Here is a 15,555-nt window from a genome sequence, read left to right on the forward strand (position 1 = left end):
TGCCAAATGCTAGCAGATCACCGGCAATTATCCCGCAGAGAAAGTATCAGTTAGGTACGCTGGCGTACACTCGCGCGTTTTTTTCAGGCATCCACGCCCTTCATGCCCTCGTCCGTATAGCGCGCACCCGCCGCCATGCCCAAGGGAAAGGCGGCGTTCATCGCCGCCAGTTCCGCCCCGTCCAGCCGCACGGTCAGCGCGCCGAGGTTGTCGTGCAGATACGCGATGCGCTTGGTACCGGGGATGGGAATGACGTCATCGCCTTGCGCCAGCAGCCAGGCCAGCGCCAGCTGGGCCGGCGTGCAGCCTTTTGCGCGTGCGAGATCCCTGACCTGGGCGACGATGGCCTGATTGTGCGCCAGATTATCGGCTGAGAAACGGGGATTGAAGTGGCGAAAGTCGCCAGCGTCGAGACTGGCCGCGTCCGCGATGGCGCCCGTCAGGAAACCGCGCCCCAGCGGGCTGTAGGCAAAGAAACTGGCGCCCACGTCGCGGCAGGCGGCCAGCACGCCCTGCTCCGGTTCGCGCGTCCACAGCGAGTATTCGCTCTGCACGGCGGCCACGGGGCAGATGGCCGCCGCGCGCCGCAAGGTGGCGGCGCTCACTTCGCACAGGCCCACGGCGCGGATCTTGCCCTCTTGCCGCAGTTGCGCCAGCGCGCCCATCGACTCGTCCAATGGCGTCTCGAGGTTCAGGCGGTGCAGGTAAAACAGGTCGATGCTCTCCACGCCCAGGCGCCTCAGCGACGCTTCGCACGCCTGGCGGATGTAGGCGGGGGAATTGTCGACGCGGCGCGCATAACTGCCCGCCTCGCGCGCCAAGCCGCACTTGGTGGCGACCAGGGCCTGGCCCCGGTAGCGCGCCAGAAAACGTCCCAGCAATTGCTCGTTGTGGCCGAAACCGTAGGCGTCGGCCGTGTCAAACAGGGTCACGCCGGCCGCCAGGGCCGCTTCCAGCGTCGCCAGGGATTGTGCCTCGTCCGTGGCGCCATAGAACTCCGACATGCCCATGCAGCCCAGGCCCAATGCCGAGCTGGTCAAGCCGCTATTGCCGATGCGTCGTTGTTGCAGTTGCATGTTGATCTCCCTCATTGTCAATGCGGCCAGTCTGGACCGCGCCGACCGGCAAGGGAATGCCTGATTTCGTGATACCTTTATGGTATGAGAGCCCTCGATACCCATGCCTTGACCCTGTTTTGCGCCGTCGCCCGCTGCCTGAACTTTCGCCAGGCGGCGGAACAGTTGCACATGACCCAGCCGCCATTGTCGCGCGCCATCAAAGGGCTGGAAGACAAGCTGGGGGCGCGCCTGTTCGAGCGCGACACGCAAGGCGTGGCCTTGACGCAAGCGGGCCGCACCCTGCTGCCGCAGGCGCTGCACATCCTCGACTTGCTGGAGACGGCGCAAGCGTCGCTGCGGCAAGACAGCGCACCCGCGCGCCTGCGCCTGGGCTTGACCAGTTCCGTGGCGGCCGGCCTGTTCCGTCCGCTGCTGGCGGCGCTGGAGGAGCAGCTGGGCAATGTCCGTCTGGAGCTGACGGCGGCACCGTCGCCGCGCCTGGTGGCTAGCGTGCGCAAGGGCCAGCTCGATGCGGCCCTGCTTGCCTTGCCGAGCGCCACGTTCGAACTGGCCGTGCAGCCGCTGGCGCGCCAGGCCATGATGCTGGCCCTGCCCGCCGGCCACCGGCTGGCGAAGAAGCGCAAGCTCAGCCTGGCCGACATTTCGATGGAATCCGTCTACTGGTTCGAAAGGGCGCGCCAGCCCGCCTTCTTCGACCATTGCCAGCAAGTGTTTCGCCGGCATGGCTTCGCGCCGCATTTCCTGCGTGAAGCGCCCGATCACCATGTGCTGCTCGGCGACGTGGCGGCAGGCAAGGGCATGGCCCTGCTGGCCGACTCCTTCCGCGCACTGCGCCTGGACGGCGTGGCCTACCGAAAATTGGTGGAGGGCGAGGAATTGGCGGCCGGCATCGGCCTGGCCTGGCAGGCCGATGCGGGCCATGCGTCCCTGCCCCTGTTGCGCCAACTGGCGCAAGAACATCTGAACATCAGTTACCGGCCTTGACGGCGATGAATTCGCCCTTGCCGACGGTGGCCAGGCACGTCGTGTAGCGGCTGTCGGCGCGGATGGCCTCAAGAAACTCCGCCATGTCCGCGTAGTGCGAACTGGCGTTGTCGACCACCAGCACGCCGCCGGCCGCCAGCGCGCGGTCCAGCTGCGGCCACCACTGCGCGTATTGCTGGCGCGCGGAATCGAGGAAGATGAAATCGTAGGCGCCGTCGGCCGCATCGCGCAGCACGTCGCCCGCGTCCGCCAGCAGCTGACCGATCACGCCTTGCAATTGCGCGCGCACAAAGTTGTCGTGCGCCATGTCGAACTTGTCCTGCGCCTTTTCCACCGTCACCACCTTGCCGCCCAGCGCCTGCACGGCGCGCGCCAGCCACAGGGTGGAATAGCCGTTCGACGTGCCGATTTCCAGCACCCGCCGGGCGCCGCGCGCGTGCACCATTACGGCCAGCAATTCGCCCGTGTCGCGCGTGATGTTGAGCATGCGGCTGGCCCGCGCCGTGTGCGCCGCATCGTTGCTGTTACCAAATGCTTCCAGTTCACTCAACAGTGTATCGATGCTGGGCATGGCGCCTCCTTGTTCAAAACACCAGCATAGCAAAAAAACTATGCCGGTGCGCAGCGCAACGGACGTTTCAGATACTGCACCATCACCACGCCCAGCAGGGTCACGCCGCCGCCGATCACGTCGTAGCTGTGCAGGGTTTCACCGAGGAACAGCATGGCGATGATCACCGTGAACACGGGCAGCAAGTTCATCAAGGTCGTGGCGCGACTCGGTCCCAGCTTGGCCAGGCCGTGCATCCACAAAAACGGCGCAAGGATGGAGGCGGGGATGCCGGCAAACAGCACCAGCGGCAGGCCGGCACTGGTGACGGGCGGCGCGAACTGGCTCAGGTAATACACGAACAGCACGGGCACGGCGCACCAGACCTGGATCAGCAAGGAATGCCAGTTATTCAGGGGAATCTTCCAGCGCTTGAGCAGCACGCCATAGCCCGCATACGACAGACACGCCAGCAGCATCAGGGCGTCGCCCACGGCCGCGCCATGGGCCAGCAGGGCGGCAGGATCGCCATGGCTGAGCAAGTAGGCCAGTCCCAGCAGCGACACGAGGCCGCCAAACACGCCGCCCACGGTGGGCGCTTCTTTCAACAACAATACGGACAGGCCCACGGCCAGCAGCGGCATCATGGACGCCAGGATGCCCATATTGGTAGCCGTCGTCGTTTGCGCGGCGATGTAGGCCAGGCACTGGTACATGACCATGCCCAGCATGCCCAGCACAAACAGTTTGCCAAGGTAGGGCTTCACCACGGCCCGCTGCTTCCATACGGGACGGGCGAACACCAGCGCCAGCAGCACGCCGGCCAGCAGCCAGCGGTAGAACGAGATGGCGGCCGGATCGATCACGCCCACGGCCATCTTGCTGACGATGGTATTGATGGCCCAGATCAGCACGGCGATCACGGGTAACAGATAGTGTTTCACTTGCATGCGGCGTACTCCATTATTCAATACCGCCATTTTCGCATGGTCCGATTCCATGGATATAATGAATATCGGACAAACGATGCGAAGAACAGGACAAAGACACCATGGCCAGCAACCAGCATTTTCCCGCCGTTTCCGACACCCTGCCCTATCCCGTGTACTTTCGCCTCGACGATTACCACGCGCACCAGCAGTTCGATTACCAGAGCCATCCGTGGGGCCAGCTCACGTATTGCTCCACGGGCGTGATGGAAATCATGGTGGCGGGCCAGCGCTATCTGTCGCCGCCCCAGTACGCCGTGTGGATACCGCCCGAGACCTTGCACGACGGCTATATCCGCCAGGATGTCGTGTTTCACTCGGCCTACATCGACGCCAGCCTGTGCGCACAACTGCCGGCCCAGCCGTGTGCGCTGGTATTGAGTCCCTTGCTCAAAGCCATACTCGGCGACTTTGCAGAAAGAAACGTCACCACGCCCGCCACCGAAGCCGACCAGCGCCTGGCGCAAGTGCTGGTCGACCAGCTGCAACTGGCGCCGTGCAGCCGCAACTACCTGCCCGGCAGCGACGAGCCCGTCATCGCGGCGCTGCTGGCCGCCCTGCAGGCGGAGCCGGGCAGTAACCGCTCACTGGCGGAGTGGGCCGCGCAACTGCACGTGACCGAGCGCACCCTGGCGCGCCGCTGCCAGCGCGAACTGGGCATGCCGTTCGGCGAATGGCGCCAGCGCCAGCGCTTCCTGGCCGCCCTGCCCCTGCTGGAACAGGGAGACACCGTGCAGGCGATCGCGCTGGAACTGGGCTACAGCACGGCCTCGGCCTTCATCGCCATGTTTCGCCGCCAGAGCGGCGGCACGCCCGACCAGTTCCGCCGCGGCCTGCGCTGAAAAAGCGGATCCGCTTTGTCATGGTTTGTCATATGGGGATGCTAAAATTCAAACATCTTTCCAGAGAGCAAAAGGACGCGCATGAACCCCAGCACCGAGACGACCCATGAAACCCCAGGCAGCGAGGATGCGCCGCAGGTGACGGAGACGGTCGTGACGGCGCCAGCGCCCCTCCGGCTCGACAAGGAAGAGATACCTACGGTATTGGGCAAGCTGCGCACCCTGGTGCAGGACAAGACGCGTTTCGAGCCGCACGACATCACGCCGCTGGACGAAGAAGACGTACTGCAGGAGTTTTCCCTGCAAGCAAACTACGCGCTCGAAGCGCGCTTCGAACAGCGCGTCATCAATGGCTATTTCACGCCGGCGGGCAACGACTGCCGCTGTGGCTCCCACGAGGTGGGAGCGCTCGCTCACGCGCAGGAAAAGGAAAGACTGCGCCGCGCGGCCGGCAAGCTCGACAATGCCTTGCGCCAGGCAGGCCAGGCCTACAACGGCGTCGAAGCGGGCGTCTACCTGCCGCACGCCGTCAAGTACTGGCACCTCGATACCTGCAGCAACTGCACCGGCAAAGGCCGCATCGGCTGCCACACCTGTTATGGCGCGACGACGGAAACGTGCTGGAGCTGCCACGGCGGGCGCACCGTCAGCTGCGACGCGTATGGCTGCTACGGCAGCGGCAAGGTGTCGTGCTCGTATTGCAGCGGCAGCGGCACGGTGTCCGAGCAAGTCACCGATTACATCACGGTGCAAGTGCCCACTACCACCTACAGCAACGGCAGCTCGCACACCAGCTACCACAGCGAAACGCGGCCCCAGTACCGCACCGAATACCGTAATTGCTACCATTGCAGCTTCGGCAAGGTCAGCTGCAACACCTGCCACGGTTCCGGCAGCATCAATTGCGGCACCTGCCGCGCCAGCGGCAAGGTCACGTGCCGCACCTGCAGCGGCGTGGGCGACCTGCGCTGCAACCCGTGCGACGGTTCCGGCAAGGTGGGCAAGGCAGCCTGGGTCGACGTGCACGTGGCGCCCGGCTACAGCGTCAGCCTGCCCAAGCAGGCGCCCGACGACGCGCGCCGCATCCGCGACAAGGAGAGCGTGCACTCACTGGCCGCCATTGCCAGCAGCCTGGGCCTGGCGAAAGTGAGCATTTACAATGAAGACCAGCCGCAGGAAGTCGACGCCCTGTATGCGGGCAAACTGCGCATCGTGCGCCTGGACGCATCGTGCAACGCCGAAAAGCACCACCTGGTGGCGTACGGCACGGATCTGCGCTGGCTGACCCTGGACGACATCGTGGAAAAGCTGCTGCGCGGCGACCTCAAGGCGCTCAGCGATGCGCTGGCCGGCAGCGCCGACGACGGCCTGTTCTCGGCCCACGTGCAGGGTTTGCTGACGCCGCTGCGCGATGTGGCGGCTTCGGAACTGAATGCGGACGTGATTGAATCGGTGCTCAGCGGAGTAACCGACCACGCGCACGTCGACGTCGTCTCCGCCGAGTATGCGCAAAATGTGCGCACCTGCGTGCTGGGCGCCTTGCGCCAAGTCTACACGCGGCTGGCCAAGCAGTTCTGGTGGAAAAGCGCGCTGGCCGCCCTGGCCGCCGCCATCGCCACCTGGCTTTTCGCGGGACGCGGTGCGGCCGCCGTCGCGGGCCTGCTCGTCACGGGCGCTGGCTACTGGCTGTTCAACCGCAAGGTGAAAGCCGTGCTGAGCGAAGCGCTGGGCGGCGAGCAGCAAGCCGAACGGGCTATGGGCATCGCCGGCAAGGGCCGCCGCAACCAGCTGGCGCACGTGCTGATCCTCGCGCCCGCCAGCCTGGCCGTGCTGGCCGCCAGCTATGGCTTGCCCGTGCGCGTGCGCCCGGTGTCCGCGCCGCCGCAAGCGGCCATCGCGTCGGCGCCCGTCGCGCCCCATGCGCCAGCCGTCGTGCCGCAGGATGCGAGCAGCGCCAAGGCCGTCAAGCTGTATGAAAATGGCGACAAGGTGCAGGCGCTGGCCATGCTGGAGAACCTGGTCGGCAAGGGCGACGCCGGCGCGTATGGCCTGTATGGCTGGATGCTGCTGATGGGCGAAGGCAAACCCGGCCCCGTCACGGCGCCAACGGCGCAGCAGCGCGCGGCGCGCCAGGTGGCCGCCAAGCCGCTGATCGGCAAGGGTCTCGTGAAAAACGACAGCTATGCGCTGACGGCGAAAGGCGTGATGCTGGCCGAAGGCTGGCAAGAACCGCGCAACATGGCGCGCGGCCTCGACCTGCTGAAACAGGCAGCGAACAAGGGCAATGCGCAAGCCATGCACTTATTGGGCCTGTACCACGTGCGCGGCTACCAGATCCCCGTCAACCACAAGGAAGCGCGCAAATGGTTCACCCTCGCCGCCGACAAGGGCAGCGCGGGCGACATCTACAACCTGGGCCTGATGGACTGGGAAGGGGCGGGACTGAAACGCCCCGACCGCGCCAGCGCCATGCAGCGCTGGAAAATCGCGGCCGCCATGGGCGAGGAGCGCGCCATCAAAGCCGTCGCGCAGGGAAAACCCTAGAGCCCTGACAAAACCGTAGCGAGCGGAAGGAAGTTGTGGTCGAGAAGCGCAACTGTACGGAGGTACAGTGAGCATCGCAGGCCACAAATTACGACGCGCAGTAGGTTTTGACAGGTGCTATTAAGCGGCTGCCGCCAGCGCCTGCAGCGCCATCGGATTCGGCGTCGGCTCGGCGATTTTCGTCAGCAAGTTGCGGTCCGTGTGGTGGAACGGTTCGTCCTTGCCGCGGATCAGCATGACCGTGTCTTCGTCGTAGCCCCAGGTGCCATCGGCGTGGATGTCGACCTTGATGCGGTATTCGACGGTGGTGAACGCGTGTTCGAGGAAGGGGTTCGAGCAGATGCCGTAGGCCGTCGAATCGCGCTTGGCCACCAGCTCGAAACTGCTGGCGTCCGCCGTCGTCGTGCCGGACGCCATGGCGATCTGGCCGCGCGGGATGGCCAGGGTCTGGATCACGGCGCCCGTGGCCGGTTCCCACAGCCAATAGCCGACCTGCTCATGATACGTTTTGACCTGGTCCGGCTTGGTGATGTGGATGTAGTAGCGCAAGCCGTAGAACAGTTGCGGGCCGTTGGTGACGGGGTCGATCGGCTGCAGTTCGATGCGCTCGACGAAGGCCTGCTTGCGCGGACCGTCCGCTTTCGGCTTGACGTCCAGGCCGCGCGTGCCCGTCCAGATGCCGGCCATGCCGGTCAAGGGGCCCAGGTTGTTCAGGGTATGCACGTCGGCGGACGGCTCGGTGTAGATATCTTCGGGAAAATCGCTCATGCGGAAGTCTTCAAAATGGGGCAACAGTGCTTGCCGCCATTGTAAGACGCGCGCCACTATCTGGGAAAGAGCGCGATGTGGCGTTCGATGAACAGCAAGGCCGCTGTCGCCAGCGCGGGGCGCTGCGTTTCAAACACGGCTTCATCGCGCGTTTGCAGCAGGTTGTCAGCCACCTCGGGCAGGTCCAATGCAGCGGAGATGATCGCCGCCACCGCGTCGATATTCGCGTACAGGGCGCTGTCGAAACCTTCCCAGTCCACATAGGCCAGCCACTCGGCCAGCAGCACCATGCCGGCGACGGGCGGCGCCAGGGCCGCGATGCGATCAAGGCGCAACACGCTGTCGCTGCGGATGTCTTCCTGCTGCAGCACGGCCAGCGCCACGTGCTGCAGCGCGTCTTCCGGATCGCGCCCGTATTTGTTCAACAGGCGCTGCGTCAGCGTGTAGCGTTCGGCGTCGATGCCGCGCAGGGCGGCCGCCACGTCGTCGTCATGCAGCGCCAGGTGGCGCGCCGCGCAAGCGACATCCACGCCGGCTTTCGCGGCGACGATATCGGTGAGCTGCTGCCGGCGCGCGTCATCCATGCTTACACCAGCGGCTCGGTCGAACCGGTCAGGGTGAAGATTTCAAAGCCCGTTTCCGTCACGGCCAGCGAGTGCTCGAACTGCGCCGACAGCGAACGGTCTTTCGTCACCGTCGTCCATTTGTCCGGCAAGACCTTGACCTGGTAGCTGCCCACGTTGAGCATCGGCTCGATGGTAAAAATCATGCCCGGCTCCAGCACGATGCCCGTGCCGGCGCGGCCGTAATGCAGCACTTGCGGCGTGTCGTGGAAGACCTGGCCCACGCCATGGCCGCAGAAGTCGCGCACGGAAGAAAAGCCCTGCGCCTTGGCCACCGCCTCGATGGCGGCGCCCACGTCGCCCAAAGTCGCCCCCGGACGCACGGTGTGGATGCCGGCCATCATGGCGTCATACGCCGTATTGACGAGGCGGTTGGCCAGGATGGAGACGGCGCCCACCTTGAAAGTGCGGCTGGTGTCGCCGAACCAGCCCTGGAACTTCGGCGTCACGTCGATGTTGAGGATGTCGCCCACTTTCAGGATTTTCGTTTCCGACGGAATGCCGTGCGTGACCACGTGATTGACGGAGATGCAGCTGGCGTGCTTGTAGCCGTGGTAGTCGATGGTGCCCGGAATGGCGCCGGCGGCGCGCATGAATTCTTCGCACAGGGCGTCGAGTTTGGCCGTCGACACGCCCGGTTTCACGAAAGGCGCGATGTAGTCGAGCGTGTCGGCGGCGATGCGGCCGGCCGCGCGCATGCCGATGAAACCTTCTTCGTCGTGCAGCGGGATTTTCTTGCCGTGTTCAAGCTGGGTGGAATAGCGCATAGGGATTCTTTTCTTTGTTAGTGTGAGGTAGTGTGGGCGGCCCAGCCGCGCACGGCGTCGTGCGAGGCGCGCAGCATGGCGTCGACGCTGGCCGGTATCGGCCGCTCCTGGGTCAGGTAAGGCTTGACGACGGCCACGGGGGCGTCGATCAGGACGAATTTGAGCAGCATGTGATCGAGGTCCAGCTCCGTGGTGGCGGGCATGGTTTCGGCGCAGCGGACAAAGCAGGCGTCGAGCGCGGCCTGCTCTTCTTCCACGGCGGCCAGCAATTGCTCGCTGAGGCCACTGCTGAAATCGGGGCTGTCCGCGCATTGCAGCAGAAAGCGCGCATACACGGGCTTGCGCCGGCACCAGTCCAGCAAGCCATGCACGCCAGCCCAGGTGTCGCCGCCGAGCCAGCGGCTGGCCACTTCCTCGCGGAAGTCGCTTTTCACGCGCAGCCACGCGCGCGCCAGGATGGCGTTGCGCGAATCGAAACGGTGATACACGGAACCGATGGGGGCACCGGCCTTGACGGCGATGGCGGCCATCGAAACGGCGCCCACGCCGCACTGGGCGGCGACGGCAATCGCGCTGTCGATAAAGTTGTTTTCGTTGAATTTTGCGAGTCTGACCATTCAAATAGAATACAGATTCTATTTGAATTCGTCAAGCGGCCCCAGATGCACCGACAAGAGTTGCCCCGCTGCCTTACAATGGTATGCACGAACCGCTACAAGGAGAATCCGCTTGCTTACGCCCCCCTTCATCGCCTCCTCCCGCTTCGACGATCCACGCCTGGCGTTGGAACAAGTGCAAGCCATTTACCGCAGCAGCATCGAACACTTGCGCGATGCGCTGCAGCGCTTTGTCGCCGGCGAAGACATGCACGAGCGCGTGCGCGCCTGCTACCCCTTCGTGCGCATCCAGACCGACACCGTGGCGCGCGCCGACTCGCCGCTGGCCTACGGTTTTGTCGCCGGCCCCGGCGTGTTTGAAACCACCCTGACGCGCCCCGACCTGTTCGGCGATTACTACCTCGACCAATTCACCCTGCTACTGAAAAACCATAACAGCGGCCAGAAGGTGCACCTGGAAGTGGGCGTGAGCGCCCAACCCATCCCCGTGCATTTCTCGTTCGCCGAGCATGACCATATCGAAGGCAATATGGATGCGGGTCGCCGCCTGGCCATGCGCGACCTGTTCGACCTGCCCGACCTGTCGGCCATGGACGACGGCATCGCCAACGGCACGCACGAACCGGCGCATGGCGAAGCGCAGCCGCTGTCGCTGTTCACGGGCCCGCGCGTCGATTATTCGCTGCAGCGCCTGCGCCATTACAGCGGCACGTCGCCGCAGCATTTCCAGAACTTCGTCCTGTTTACAAATTACCAGTTCTACATCGACGAATTCATCCGCCTGGGCCACGCCATGATGGACCGCGCACCCGATGCGGCCGCGCCATCGGACGACGACGGCTATGTCGCCTTTGTCGAACCGGGCAACGTCGTCACGCGCCGGGTCGGCCAGACGGTCGAGAGCGAAGATGCGCTGGGCGCCGCCCCGCCGCGCCTGCCGCAGATGCCCGCCTACCATTTGCTGCGCGCCGATGGCAGCGGCATCACCATGGTGAATATCGGCGTCGGTCCCGCCAATGCAAAAACCATCACCGACCATATCGCCGTGCTGCGCCCGCACGCCTGGCTGATGCTCGGTCATTGCGCCGGCCTGCGCACCACGCAAAGCCTGGGCGACTACGTGCTGGCGCATGCGTATGTGCGCGAAGACCACGTACTAGACGAAGACTTGCCGCTGTGGGTGCCGATCCCGCCACTGGCGGAAATCCAGCAGGCGCTGCAAACGGCCGTGGCGGAAATCACCCAGTTGACGGGACATGATCTGAAACACATCATGCGCACGGGGACCGTGGCCAGCACGGACAACCGCAACTGGGAACTGCTGCCGCAGCGCACGCCGGAGCGCCGCTTCAGCCAGAGCCGCGCCATCGCGCTGGACATGGAAAGCGCGACGATCGCCGCCAACGGCTTCCGTTTCCGCGTCCCCTACGGCACCCTGCTGTGCGTCAGCGACAAGCCGCTGCACGGCGAAATCAAGCTGCCCGGCATGGCCAATCACTTCTACCGCGAACGGGTCGACCAGCACCTGCGCATCGGCATCCGCGCCGTGGAACTGCTGCGCCGCCAGGGCGTGGACCGGCTGCACAGCCGCAAATTGCGCAGCTTTGCGGAAGTGGCGTTTCAGTAAGCGTGCGTCAGGGGAAAAAGCGGGGGTCGTAGCTCCACCGCCGGACGGTGCTGGCGGTGACCGCCGCGGCATCGGCATGGCGGGGGTTGAGCAAGACATTGTATTCGTCGGGCACGATCACGGAAGGCACCAGCAGCAAGGCGGATTTTCCCGCTGCAATCCAGCCATCGCCAGCCCGCTTGCCCGCCAGGCCGGCCGGTATGGCGTCCCAGCCGCCGGGAAATGGGTCGAGTACCTGGCGCGCATTCCATACGCCATCGGGAATGGCGATACGCACCAGGTAACGGTTGAATGGCAAGCCGCCGCCGCGCAGGTAATGCACGGTTTCCAAGGTGGCCAGGGCGATACTCGTCGAGCAATACACGACAGGCGCGCCCTTGCTGTTCCAGCGGCCACCCGTGATCCTGGCGCCGGTGCCGCTCAGGTCACTGGCGGCATAAGCTGGCGTCTCGACGGCAATACGCCAGAGCACATTCATGCATAGGCCCCGCTCTGCGTCATGGACAGCAATTCCGCCACCAGTTTTTGCCCCTCGAAGGTGTCCATGTAACTGGCCGGCGTGGCACCCGCCAGCGCAGGCAGCGGTTTGCTCAACCAATCGGAGACCCAGCGCGCCGCGTCAAAACCGGCGGGATCGCCCGATTGTTCGACCATCGCCTGCACCATGCCAATCAGGGTTTCAATCCCCAGCACGCGTTCCGATTCATCCTTCGACAGCAAGCTGGCGTCTTTTTCCTTGCGGCTGATGGTGGCGCGCGACAACCCCAGGCTGGACAACAGGAATTCCTTGCTCATGCCCATGCGCGCGGACAGGCGGCTGATCGTCGAGGCTGGAATACCGCGCCGTATCAACGCAATGCGCGCATCAGTATCAAAACCGTACAGCGCCATGCCTTCGTACAGCGTCCTCGCTTGCTGAGCCGGGACGGGAGCATCAATGTGTCGTTCCATAGCCACCTCCTTTAAGACGTTAGTATAGCTCAAATGAGGCAAGCCACAAGGAAAGCACAAGGTCAAAAAAATGCCGCTCAGCGCAAGCTGAACGGCATGAGCGGCGGCGCCGCACTGTATTCCAGGAGGTTTCTTACAGGAAGCGATCCAAAATCTTGCGCGTCGTCTTGTCGATATTGAACATGTCGCGTATCAAAAAGTGGATGCCGTGGTTATCGGCGATCAAGAGCGACGCGGCGCCGATGCGGCGGATGTCTTCCTCGCCCTTCAGCACGAATTGCGTCTCGCCCCGGTCCGTGTCGACATGCCAGGTGCATGGCGTGGCGAAGCTGGACACGCTTTTCACGCGCGCGATCTCGGGCATGAATTCGCGCCCTTCCAGCTCTTCCTGCAGCAGGCTGCGCGCCGGTTCCGGCAAGGCGTCGATGTGGTCGATCCACGCCACTTCCTTGCCATTGCCCAGCACCAGCGAAATGCCTTCGTCCGGCGACTGGATGGGGAAGGCGCGCACGGGCGCCACGCCCTCAAACACCTGGCCGTCCGCGTCCGTCATCACCAGCTTGCCGAAGGTGTCGCGGCTTAATGTAAAAGTTGTACTGGCCATGCTTATTCCTTGTCATCCAGGGCGAGTTCGTTGTTGCGCGCCTGTGCTTCGTAGAGGCGGAAATAGGCGCCCTCTTTCGCCATCAGTTCATCGTGACTGCCCACTTCGACGACCTGGCCGCGGTCCAGCACCACCAGGCGGTCGGCCCGGTGCAGGGTCGACAGCCTGTGCGCGATGGCGATCGTCGTGCGGCCTTGCACCAGGTTGTCCAGCGCCTTCTGGATTTCCTTCTCTGTTTCCGAGTCGACCGACGATGTCGCTTCGTCCATGATCAGGATGCGCGGATCGATCAGCAAGGCGCGGGCGATCGAGATGCGCTGGCGTTCGCCGCCGGACAAGCCCTGGCCACGCTCGCCCACCATCGAATCGTAGCCTTGCGGCAGGCGCAGGATGAATTCGTGGGCATGCGCGGCGCGCGCCGCGGCGATGATGTCCTGGCGCGTCGCGTGCGGCTTGCCGTAGGCGATGTTTTCCGCGATGGTGCCGAAGAACAGGAATGGCTCCTGCAGCACCAGGCCGATGTTGCGGCGGTAGTCGGACACGGCAAACGAGCGGATGTCGACGCCATCGAGCAGAATCGCGCCTTCCGACACGTCGTAGAAACGGCAGATCAGGTTGACCAGGGTGCTCTTGCCCGAACCGCTGTGGCCCACCAGGCCGATCATCTCGCCCGCCTTGATGTTCAGGGTGATGCCGCGGTTGACGGCCCGGTTGCCATAGCGGAATCCGACTTCGCGCAAATCGATCCTGCCTTCGATTTTGTCCAGCTTCACGGGCTGCGCCGGTTCCGGCACGCTCGACACGTGGTCGAGAATGTCGAAGATGCGCTTGGCGGCCGATGCCGATTTCTGCGTCACGGAGACGATGCGGCTCATCGAATCGAGGCGGCCATAGAAACGCGTGCTGTAGGCGATGAAGGCGGTCAGCACGCCGACGGTGATCTCGCCGCGCGACAGCTGCCAGATGCCGAAGCACCAGATGACCAGCAAACCCATCTCCGTCAGAAAGGAGACCGTCGGCGAGAACAGCGACCAGACCTTGTTCAACTTGTCGTTGACGGCCAGGTTGTGCGCGTTGGCGTCGCGGAAGCGGGCAGCTTCGCGTTTTTCCTGCGCAAACGCTTTGACCACGCGGATGCCGGGAATCGTATCGGCCAGCACGTTGGTCACTTCGCTCCACACGCGGTCGATCTTTTCAAAGCCCGTGCGCAAGCGGTCGCGCACCAGGTGGATCATCCAGGCGATGAAGGGCAAGGGCGCCAGGGTCATGATGGCCAGCCACGGGTTCATCGACCACAGGATCACACCCGTCATGATGATCATCAGCACGTCGGAAGCGAAATCGAGCAAATGCAGCGACAGGAAGACGCAGATGCGGTCGCTGCCGCTGCCGATGCGCGCCATCAGGTCGCCCGTGCGCTTGCCGCCGAAAAATTCCAGCGACAGTTTCATCAGGTGTTCATACGTGGCCGAGCGCAAATCGGCGCCCATGCGTTCGGACACCAGGGCCAGCACATACGTCTTGCCCCAGCCCAGCAGCCAGGCCAGCAGGGCCGAACCGAGCAAGCCGCTCATGTAGTACACCACCAGCCATGGGTCGATATGCTTGCCGTTCTGATACGGAATCAGCACATTGTCCATCAGCGGCGCCGTCAGGTAAGGCGGAATCATGTGCGCGGCGGTGCTCAGCAGCATCAGCATGAAGCCCAGGGCCAGCTGGCCACGGTAGGGATGGGCGAAGCGCCACAGGCGGAACAGGGTCCAGGTCGATGGCGGCGTGTGCAGCACCTTGGCGCAGATCGGGCATTCTTCCTGCTCCGGCTCCAAAGGCGCCTTGCAGCTAGGACAGACTTCCTGCTCCGCTTCCAGCACGGGCTGGCCCGTCAGGTGGCTGTCGAGGCGCTCGACGAACTGTTCCAGCACGCGGATCGCATGCAGGTTCTGGCCCAAAGTAAAGCGCCACGACGCCAGGCGGCCGTGGTCATCGAACAACTCCAGGTGGCCGACACCGGCGTGGTCGTGGTGCGTCAGGCGCAGTCCGTGGCGGAAAGACCAACTTTTCCAGACGGCATCGCCCGGCGAACGGGCCAGCAAACGCTTCTCGGTGACAACTATTATGCCTTTTGTGAAACGTAATCGCGCATCGAGGTCAACCTCAACGCTACTTAAAACGTTCTCCCCTGGAGAAAGGTTGCTCTCCACTTCCGCCAGCCAGTGTTCAGGCAGCGATGTGAGGGGAATAGTTGTTGCAGGAACACTCAGTTCAGTTGTCATCGTAAAGCATACTCCGGCTCGAGGCCAAGCCCTTCAGGGCGGGATTTGGGGGATGGGGCAGACGCCCGATCAATGTTTGTGTACTGCGCGATGGCGAGGTGGATGCACCAGTGGCAATTTCCTGTATTGTATCGAATGGATGCCTGCCGGTAAGGAATGATGGCGAAACGGCGCAAAAAAATGGGCGTCCGTCGTACGGGAGCAAGTATACAACAGCCCGCTGTTGCGCAAATGCTCCAGCTTAGCCCAGAGTCGGTATCTTTATAACAAGTATGGCAACAATTAGTAACAATTAGAATGACAACACCAGCAGAATAAGGGCAGCAAACGCGACAAG

General features: G+C 63.9%; 15 protein-coding genes. 4 read left to right on the forward strand and 11 right to left on the reverse strand.

Going from position 1 to position 15,555, the window contains the following annotated elements; all coding sequences use genetic code 11:
- Positions 1 to 83: 83 nt before the first annotated feature.
- Positions 84 to 1,070, reverse strand: coding sequence for an aldo/keto reductase (locus KO539_RS03715; RefSeq protein WP_219308588.1), 987 nt, complete (start codon positions 1,068 to 1,070; stop codon positions 84 to 86).
- A 90-nt stretch (positions 1,071 to 1,160) separates the two neighbouring features.
- Here KO539_RS03715 and KO539_RS03720 point away from each other — a divergent pair, with 90 nt between their 5' ends.
- Positions 1,161 to 2,063 (forward strand): LysR family transcriptional regulator, encoded by a 903-nt coding sequence (locus tag KO539_RS03720; protein ID WP_219307378.1) that lies wholly within the window; start codon positions 1,161 to 1,163, stop codon positions 2,061 to 2,063.
- On the opposite strand, the gene KO539_RS03725 is transcribed toward KO539_RS03720, so the two are convergent.
- Both KO539_RS03725 and KO539_RS03730 read right to left on the reverse strand, forming a co-directional pair.
- Positions 2,047 to 2,634: an O-methyltransferase gene (locus KO539_RS03725; protein WP_099403631.1), complete on the reverse strand. Its 588-nt coding sequence runs from the start codon at positions 2,632 to 2,634 to the stop codon at positions 2,047 to 2,049. The genes KO539_RS03720 and KO539_RS03725 overlap by 17 nt on opposite strands.
- A 38-nt stretch (positions 2,635 to 2,672) precedes the next feature.
- A complete protein-coding gene (locus KO539_RS03730; RefSeq protein WP_219307380.1) occupies positions 2,673 to 3,563 on the reverse strand; it encodes a DMT family transporter in 891 nt (296 codons plus the stop codon).
- Positions 3,564 to 3,664: 101 nt separating this feature from the next.
- Here KO539_RS03730 and KO539_RS03735 point away from each other — a divergent pair, with 101 nt between their 5' ends.
- The gene (locus KO539_RS03735; RefSeq protein WP_099403630.1) at positions 3,665 to 4,444 is read left to right on the forward strand and encodes a helix-turn-helix transcriptional regulator; all 780 of its coding nucleotides are present in this window, start codon (positions 3,665 to 3,667) and stop codon (positions 4,442 to 4,444) included.
- Positions 4,445 to 4,525: 81 nt separating this feature from the next.
- Positions 4,526 to 6,988: a tetratricopeptide repeat protein gene (locus tag KO539_RS03740; RefSeq protein WP_219307381.1), complete on the forward strand. Its 2,463-nt coding sequence runs from the start codon at positions 4,526 to 4,528 to the stop codon at positions 6,986 to 6,988.
- Between the two features lie 120 nt (positions 6,989 to 7,108).
- On the opposite strand, the gene KO539_RS03745 is transcribed toward KO539_RS03740, so the two are convergent.
- The 4 genes from KO539_RS03745 to KO539_RS03760 are packed head-to-tail and all read right to left on the reverse strand — an operon-like array spanning position 7,109 to position 9,763.
- Positions 7,109 to 7,756, reverse strand: coding sequence for an FABP family protein (locus KO539_RS03745; RefSeq protein WP_176388999.1), 648 nt, complete (start codon positions 7,754 to 7,756; stop codon positions 7,109 to 7,111).
- A 56-nt stretch (positions 7,757 to 7,812) separates the two neighbouring features.
- The gene (locus KO539_RS03750; protein WP_219307383.1) at positions 7,813 to 8,340 is read right to left on the reverse strand and encodes a hypothetical protein; all 528 of its coding nucleotides are present in this window, start codon (positions 8,338 to 8,340) and stop codon (positions 7,813 to 7,815) included.
- A 2-nt stretch (positions 8,341 to 8,342) separates the two neighbouring features.
- Entirely contained in the window at positions 8,343 to 9,146 is an 804-nt protein-coding gene (gene map, locus KO539_RS03755; protein ID WP_100874007.1) for a type I methionyl aminopeptidase, read from the reverse strand.
- Between the two features lie 17 nt (positions 9,147 to 9,163).
- A complete protein-coding gene (locus KO539_RS03760; RefSeq protein WP_219307385.1) occupies positions 9,164 to 9,763 on the reverse strand; it encodes a TetR/AcrR family transcriptional regulator in 600 nt (199 codons plus the stop codon).
- Between the two features lie 112 nt (positions 9,764 to 9,875).
- Here KO539_RS03760 and KO539_RS03765 point away from each other — a divergent pair, with 112 nt between their 5' ends.
- Positions 9,876 to 11,390 (forward strand): AMP nucleosidase, encoded by a 1,515-nt coding sequence (locus tag KO539_RS03765; protein ID WP_070221052.1) that lies wholly within the window; start codon positions 9,876 to 9,878, stop codon positions 11,388 to 11,390.
- Positions 11,391 to 11,397: 7 nt separating this feature from the next.
- Here the strand turns inward: KO539_RS03765 and KO539_RS03770 are convergent, their stop codons facing one another.
- The 4 genes from KO539_RS03770 to KO539_RS03785 all read right to left on the reverse strand — a co-directional run bounded on the left by KO539_RS03770 (position 11,398) and on the right by KO539_RS03785 (position 15,218).
- Positions 11,398 to 11,868: an RES family NAD+ phosphorylase gene (locus KO539_RS03770; protein ID WP_176389002.1), complete on the reverse strand. Its 471-nt coding sequence runs from the start codon at positions 11,866 to 11,868 to the stop codon at positions 11,398 to 11,400.
- Positions 11,865 to 12,341 (reverse strand): antitoxin Xre-like helix-turn-helix domain-containing protein, encoded by a 477-nt coding sequence (locus KO539_RS03775; RefSeq protein ID WP_233516225.1) that lies wholly within the window; start codon positions 12,339 to 12,341, stop codon positions 11,865 to 11,867. Before KO539_RS03775 ends, KO539_RS03770 begins: the two co-directional genes overlap by 4 nt.
- A gap of 133 nt (positions 12,342 to 12,474) precedes the next feature.
- Positions 12,475 to 12,945, reverse strand: a complete 471-nt coding sequence (locus KO539_RS03780) for a DUF1854 domain-containing protein (RefSeq protein WP_099379111.1) — start codon at positions 12,943 to 12,945, stop codon at positions 12,475 to 12,477.
- Between the two features lie 2 nt (positions 12,946 to 12,947).
- On the reverse strand, positions 12,948 to 15,218 hold the full coding sequence (locus KO539_RS03785) for an ABC transporter ATP-binding protein (RefSeq protein ID WP_257626095.1): 2,271 nt from the start codon (positions 15,216 to 15,218) through the stop codon (positions 12,948 to 12,950).
- Between the last annotated feature and the right edge of the window lie 337 nt (positions 15,219 to 15,555).

Source organism: Janthinobacterium sp. NKUCC06_STL (assembly GCF_019345455.1).
Classification (GTDB): domain Bacteria; phylum Pseudomonadota; class Gammaproteobacteria; order Burkholderiales; family Burkholderiaceae_D; genus Janthinobacterium; species Janthinobacterium rivuli.

What these genes read in the sequence shown, in the direction of transcription:
- KO539_RS03750 (WP_219307383.1), bottom strand. Translation starts at nt 8,340, where the DNA reads ATGGATGACGCGCGCCGGCAGCAGCTCACCGATATCGTCGCCGCGAAA.
- KO539_RS03740 (WP_219307381.1), top strand. Translation starts at nt 4,526, where the DNA reads ATGAACCCCAGCACCGAGACGACCCATGAAACCCCAGGCAGCGAGGAT.
- KO539_RS03745 (WP_176388999.1), bottom strand. Translation starts at nt 7,756, where the DNA reads ATGAGCGATTTTCCCGAAGATATCTACACCGAGCCGTCCGCCGACGTG.
- KO539_RS03720 (WP_219307378.1), top strand. Translation starts at nt 1,161, where the DNA reads ATGAGAGCCCTCGATACCCATGCCTTGACCCTGTTTTGCGCCGTCGCC.
- KO539_RS03725 (WP_099403631.1), bottom strand. Translation starts at nt 2,634, where the DNA reads ATGCCCAGCATCGATACACTGTTGAGTGAACTGGAAGCATTTGGTAAC.
- KO539_RS03730 (WP_219307380.1), bottom strand. Translation starts at nt 3,563, where the DNA reads ATGCAAGTGAAACACTATCTGTTACCCGTGATCGCCGTGCTGATCTGG.
- KO539_RS03775 (WP_233516225.1), bottom strand. Translation starts at nt 12,341, where the DNA reads ATGGAACGACACATTGATGCTCCCGTCCCGGCTCAGCAAGCGAGGACG.
- KO539_RS03770 (WP_176389002.1), bottom strand. Translation starts at nt 11,868, where the DNA reads ATGAATGTGCTCTGGCGTATTGCCGTCGAGACGCCAGCTTATGCCGCC.
- KO539_RS03735 (WP_099403630.1), top strand. Translation starts at nt 3,665, where the DNA reads ATGGCCAGCAACCAGCATTTTCCCGCCGTTTCCGACACCCTGCCCTAT.
- KO539_RS03760 (WP_219307385.1), bottom strand. Translation starts at nt 9,763, where the DNA reads ATGGTCAGACTCGCAAAATTCAACGAAAACAACTTTATCGACAGCGCG.
- map (WP_100874007.1), bottom strand. Translation starts at nt 9,146, where the DNA reads ATGCGCTATTCCACCCAGCTTGAACACGGCAAGAAAATCCCGCTGCAC.
- KO539_RS03785 (WP_257626095.1), bottom strand. Translation starts at nt 15,218, where the DNA reads ATGACAACTGAACTGAGTGTTCCTGCAACAACTATTCCCCTCACATCG.
- KO539_RS03780 (WP_099379111.1), bottom strand. Translation starts at nt 12,945, where the DNA reads ATGGCCAGTACAACTTTTACATTAAGCCGCGACACCTTCGGCAAGCTG.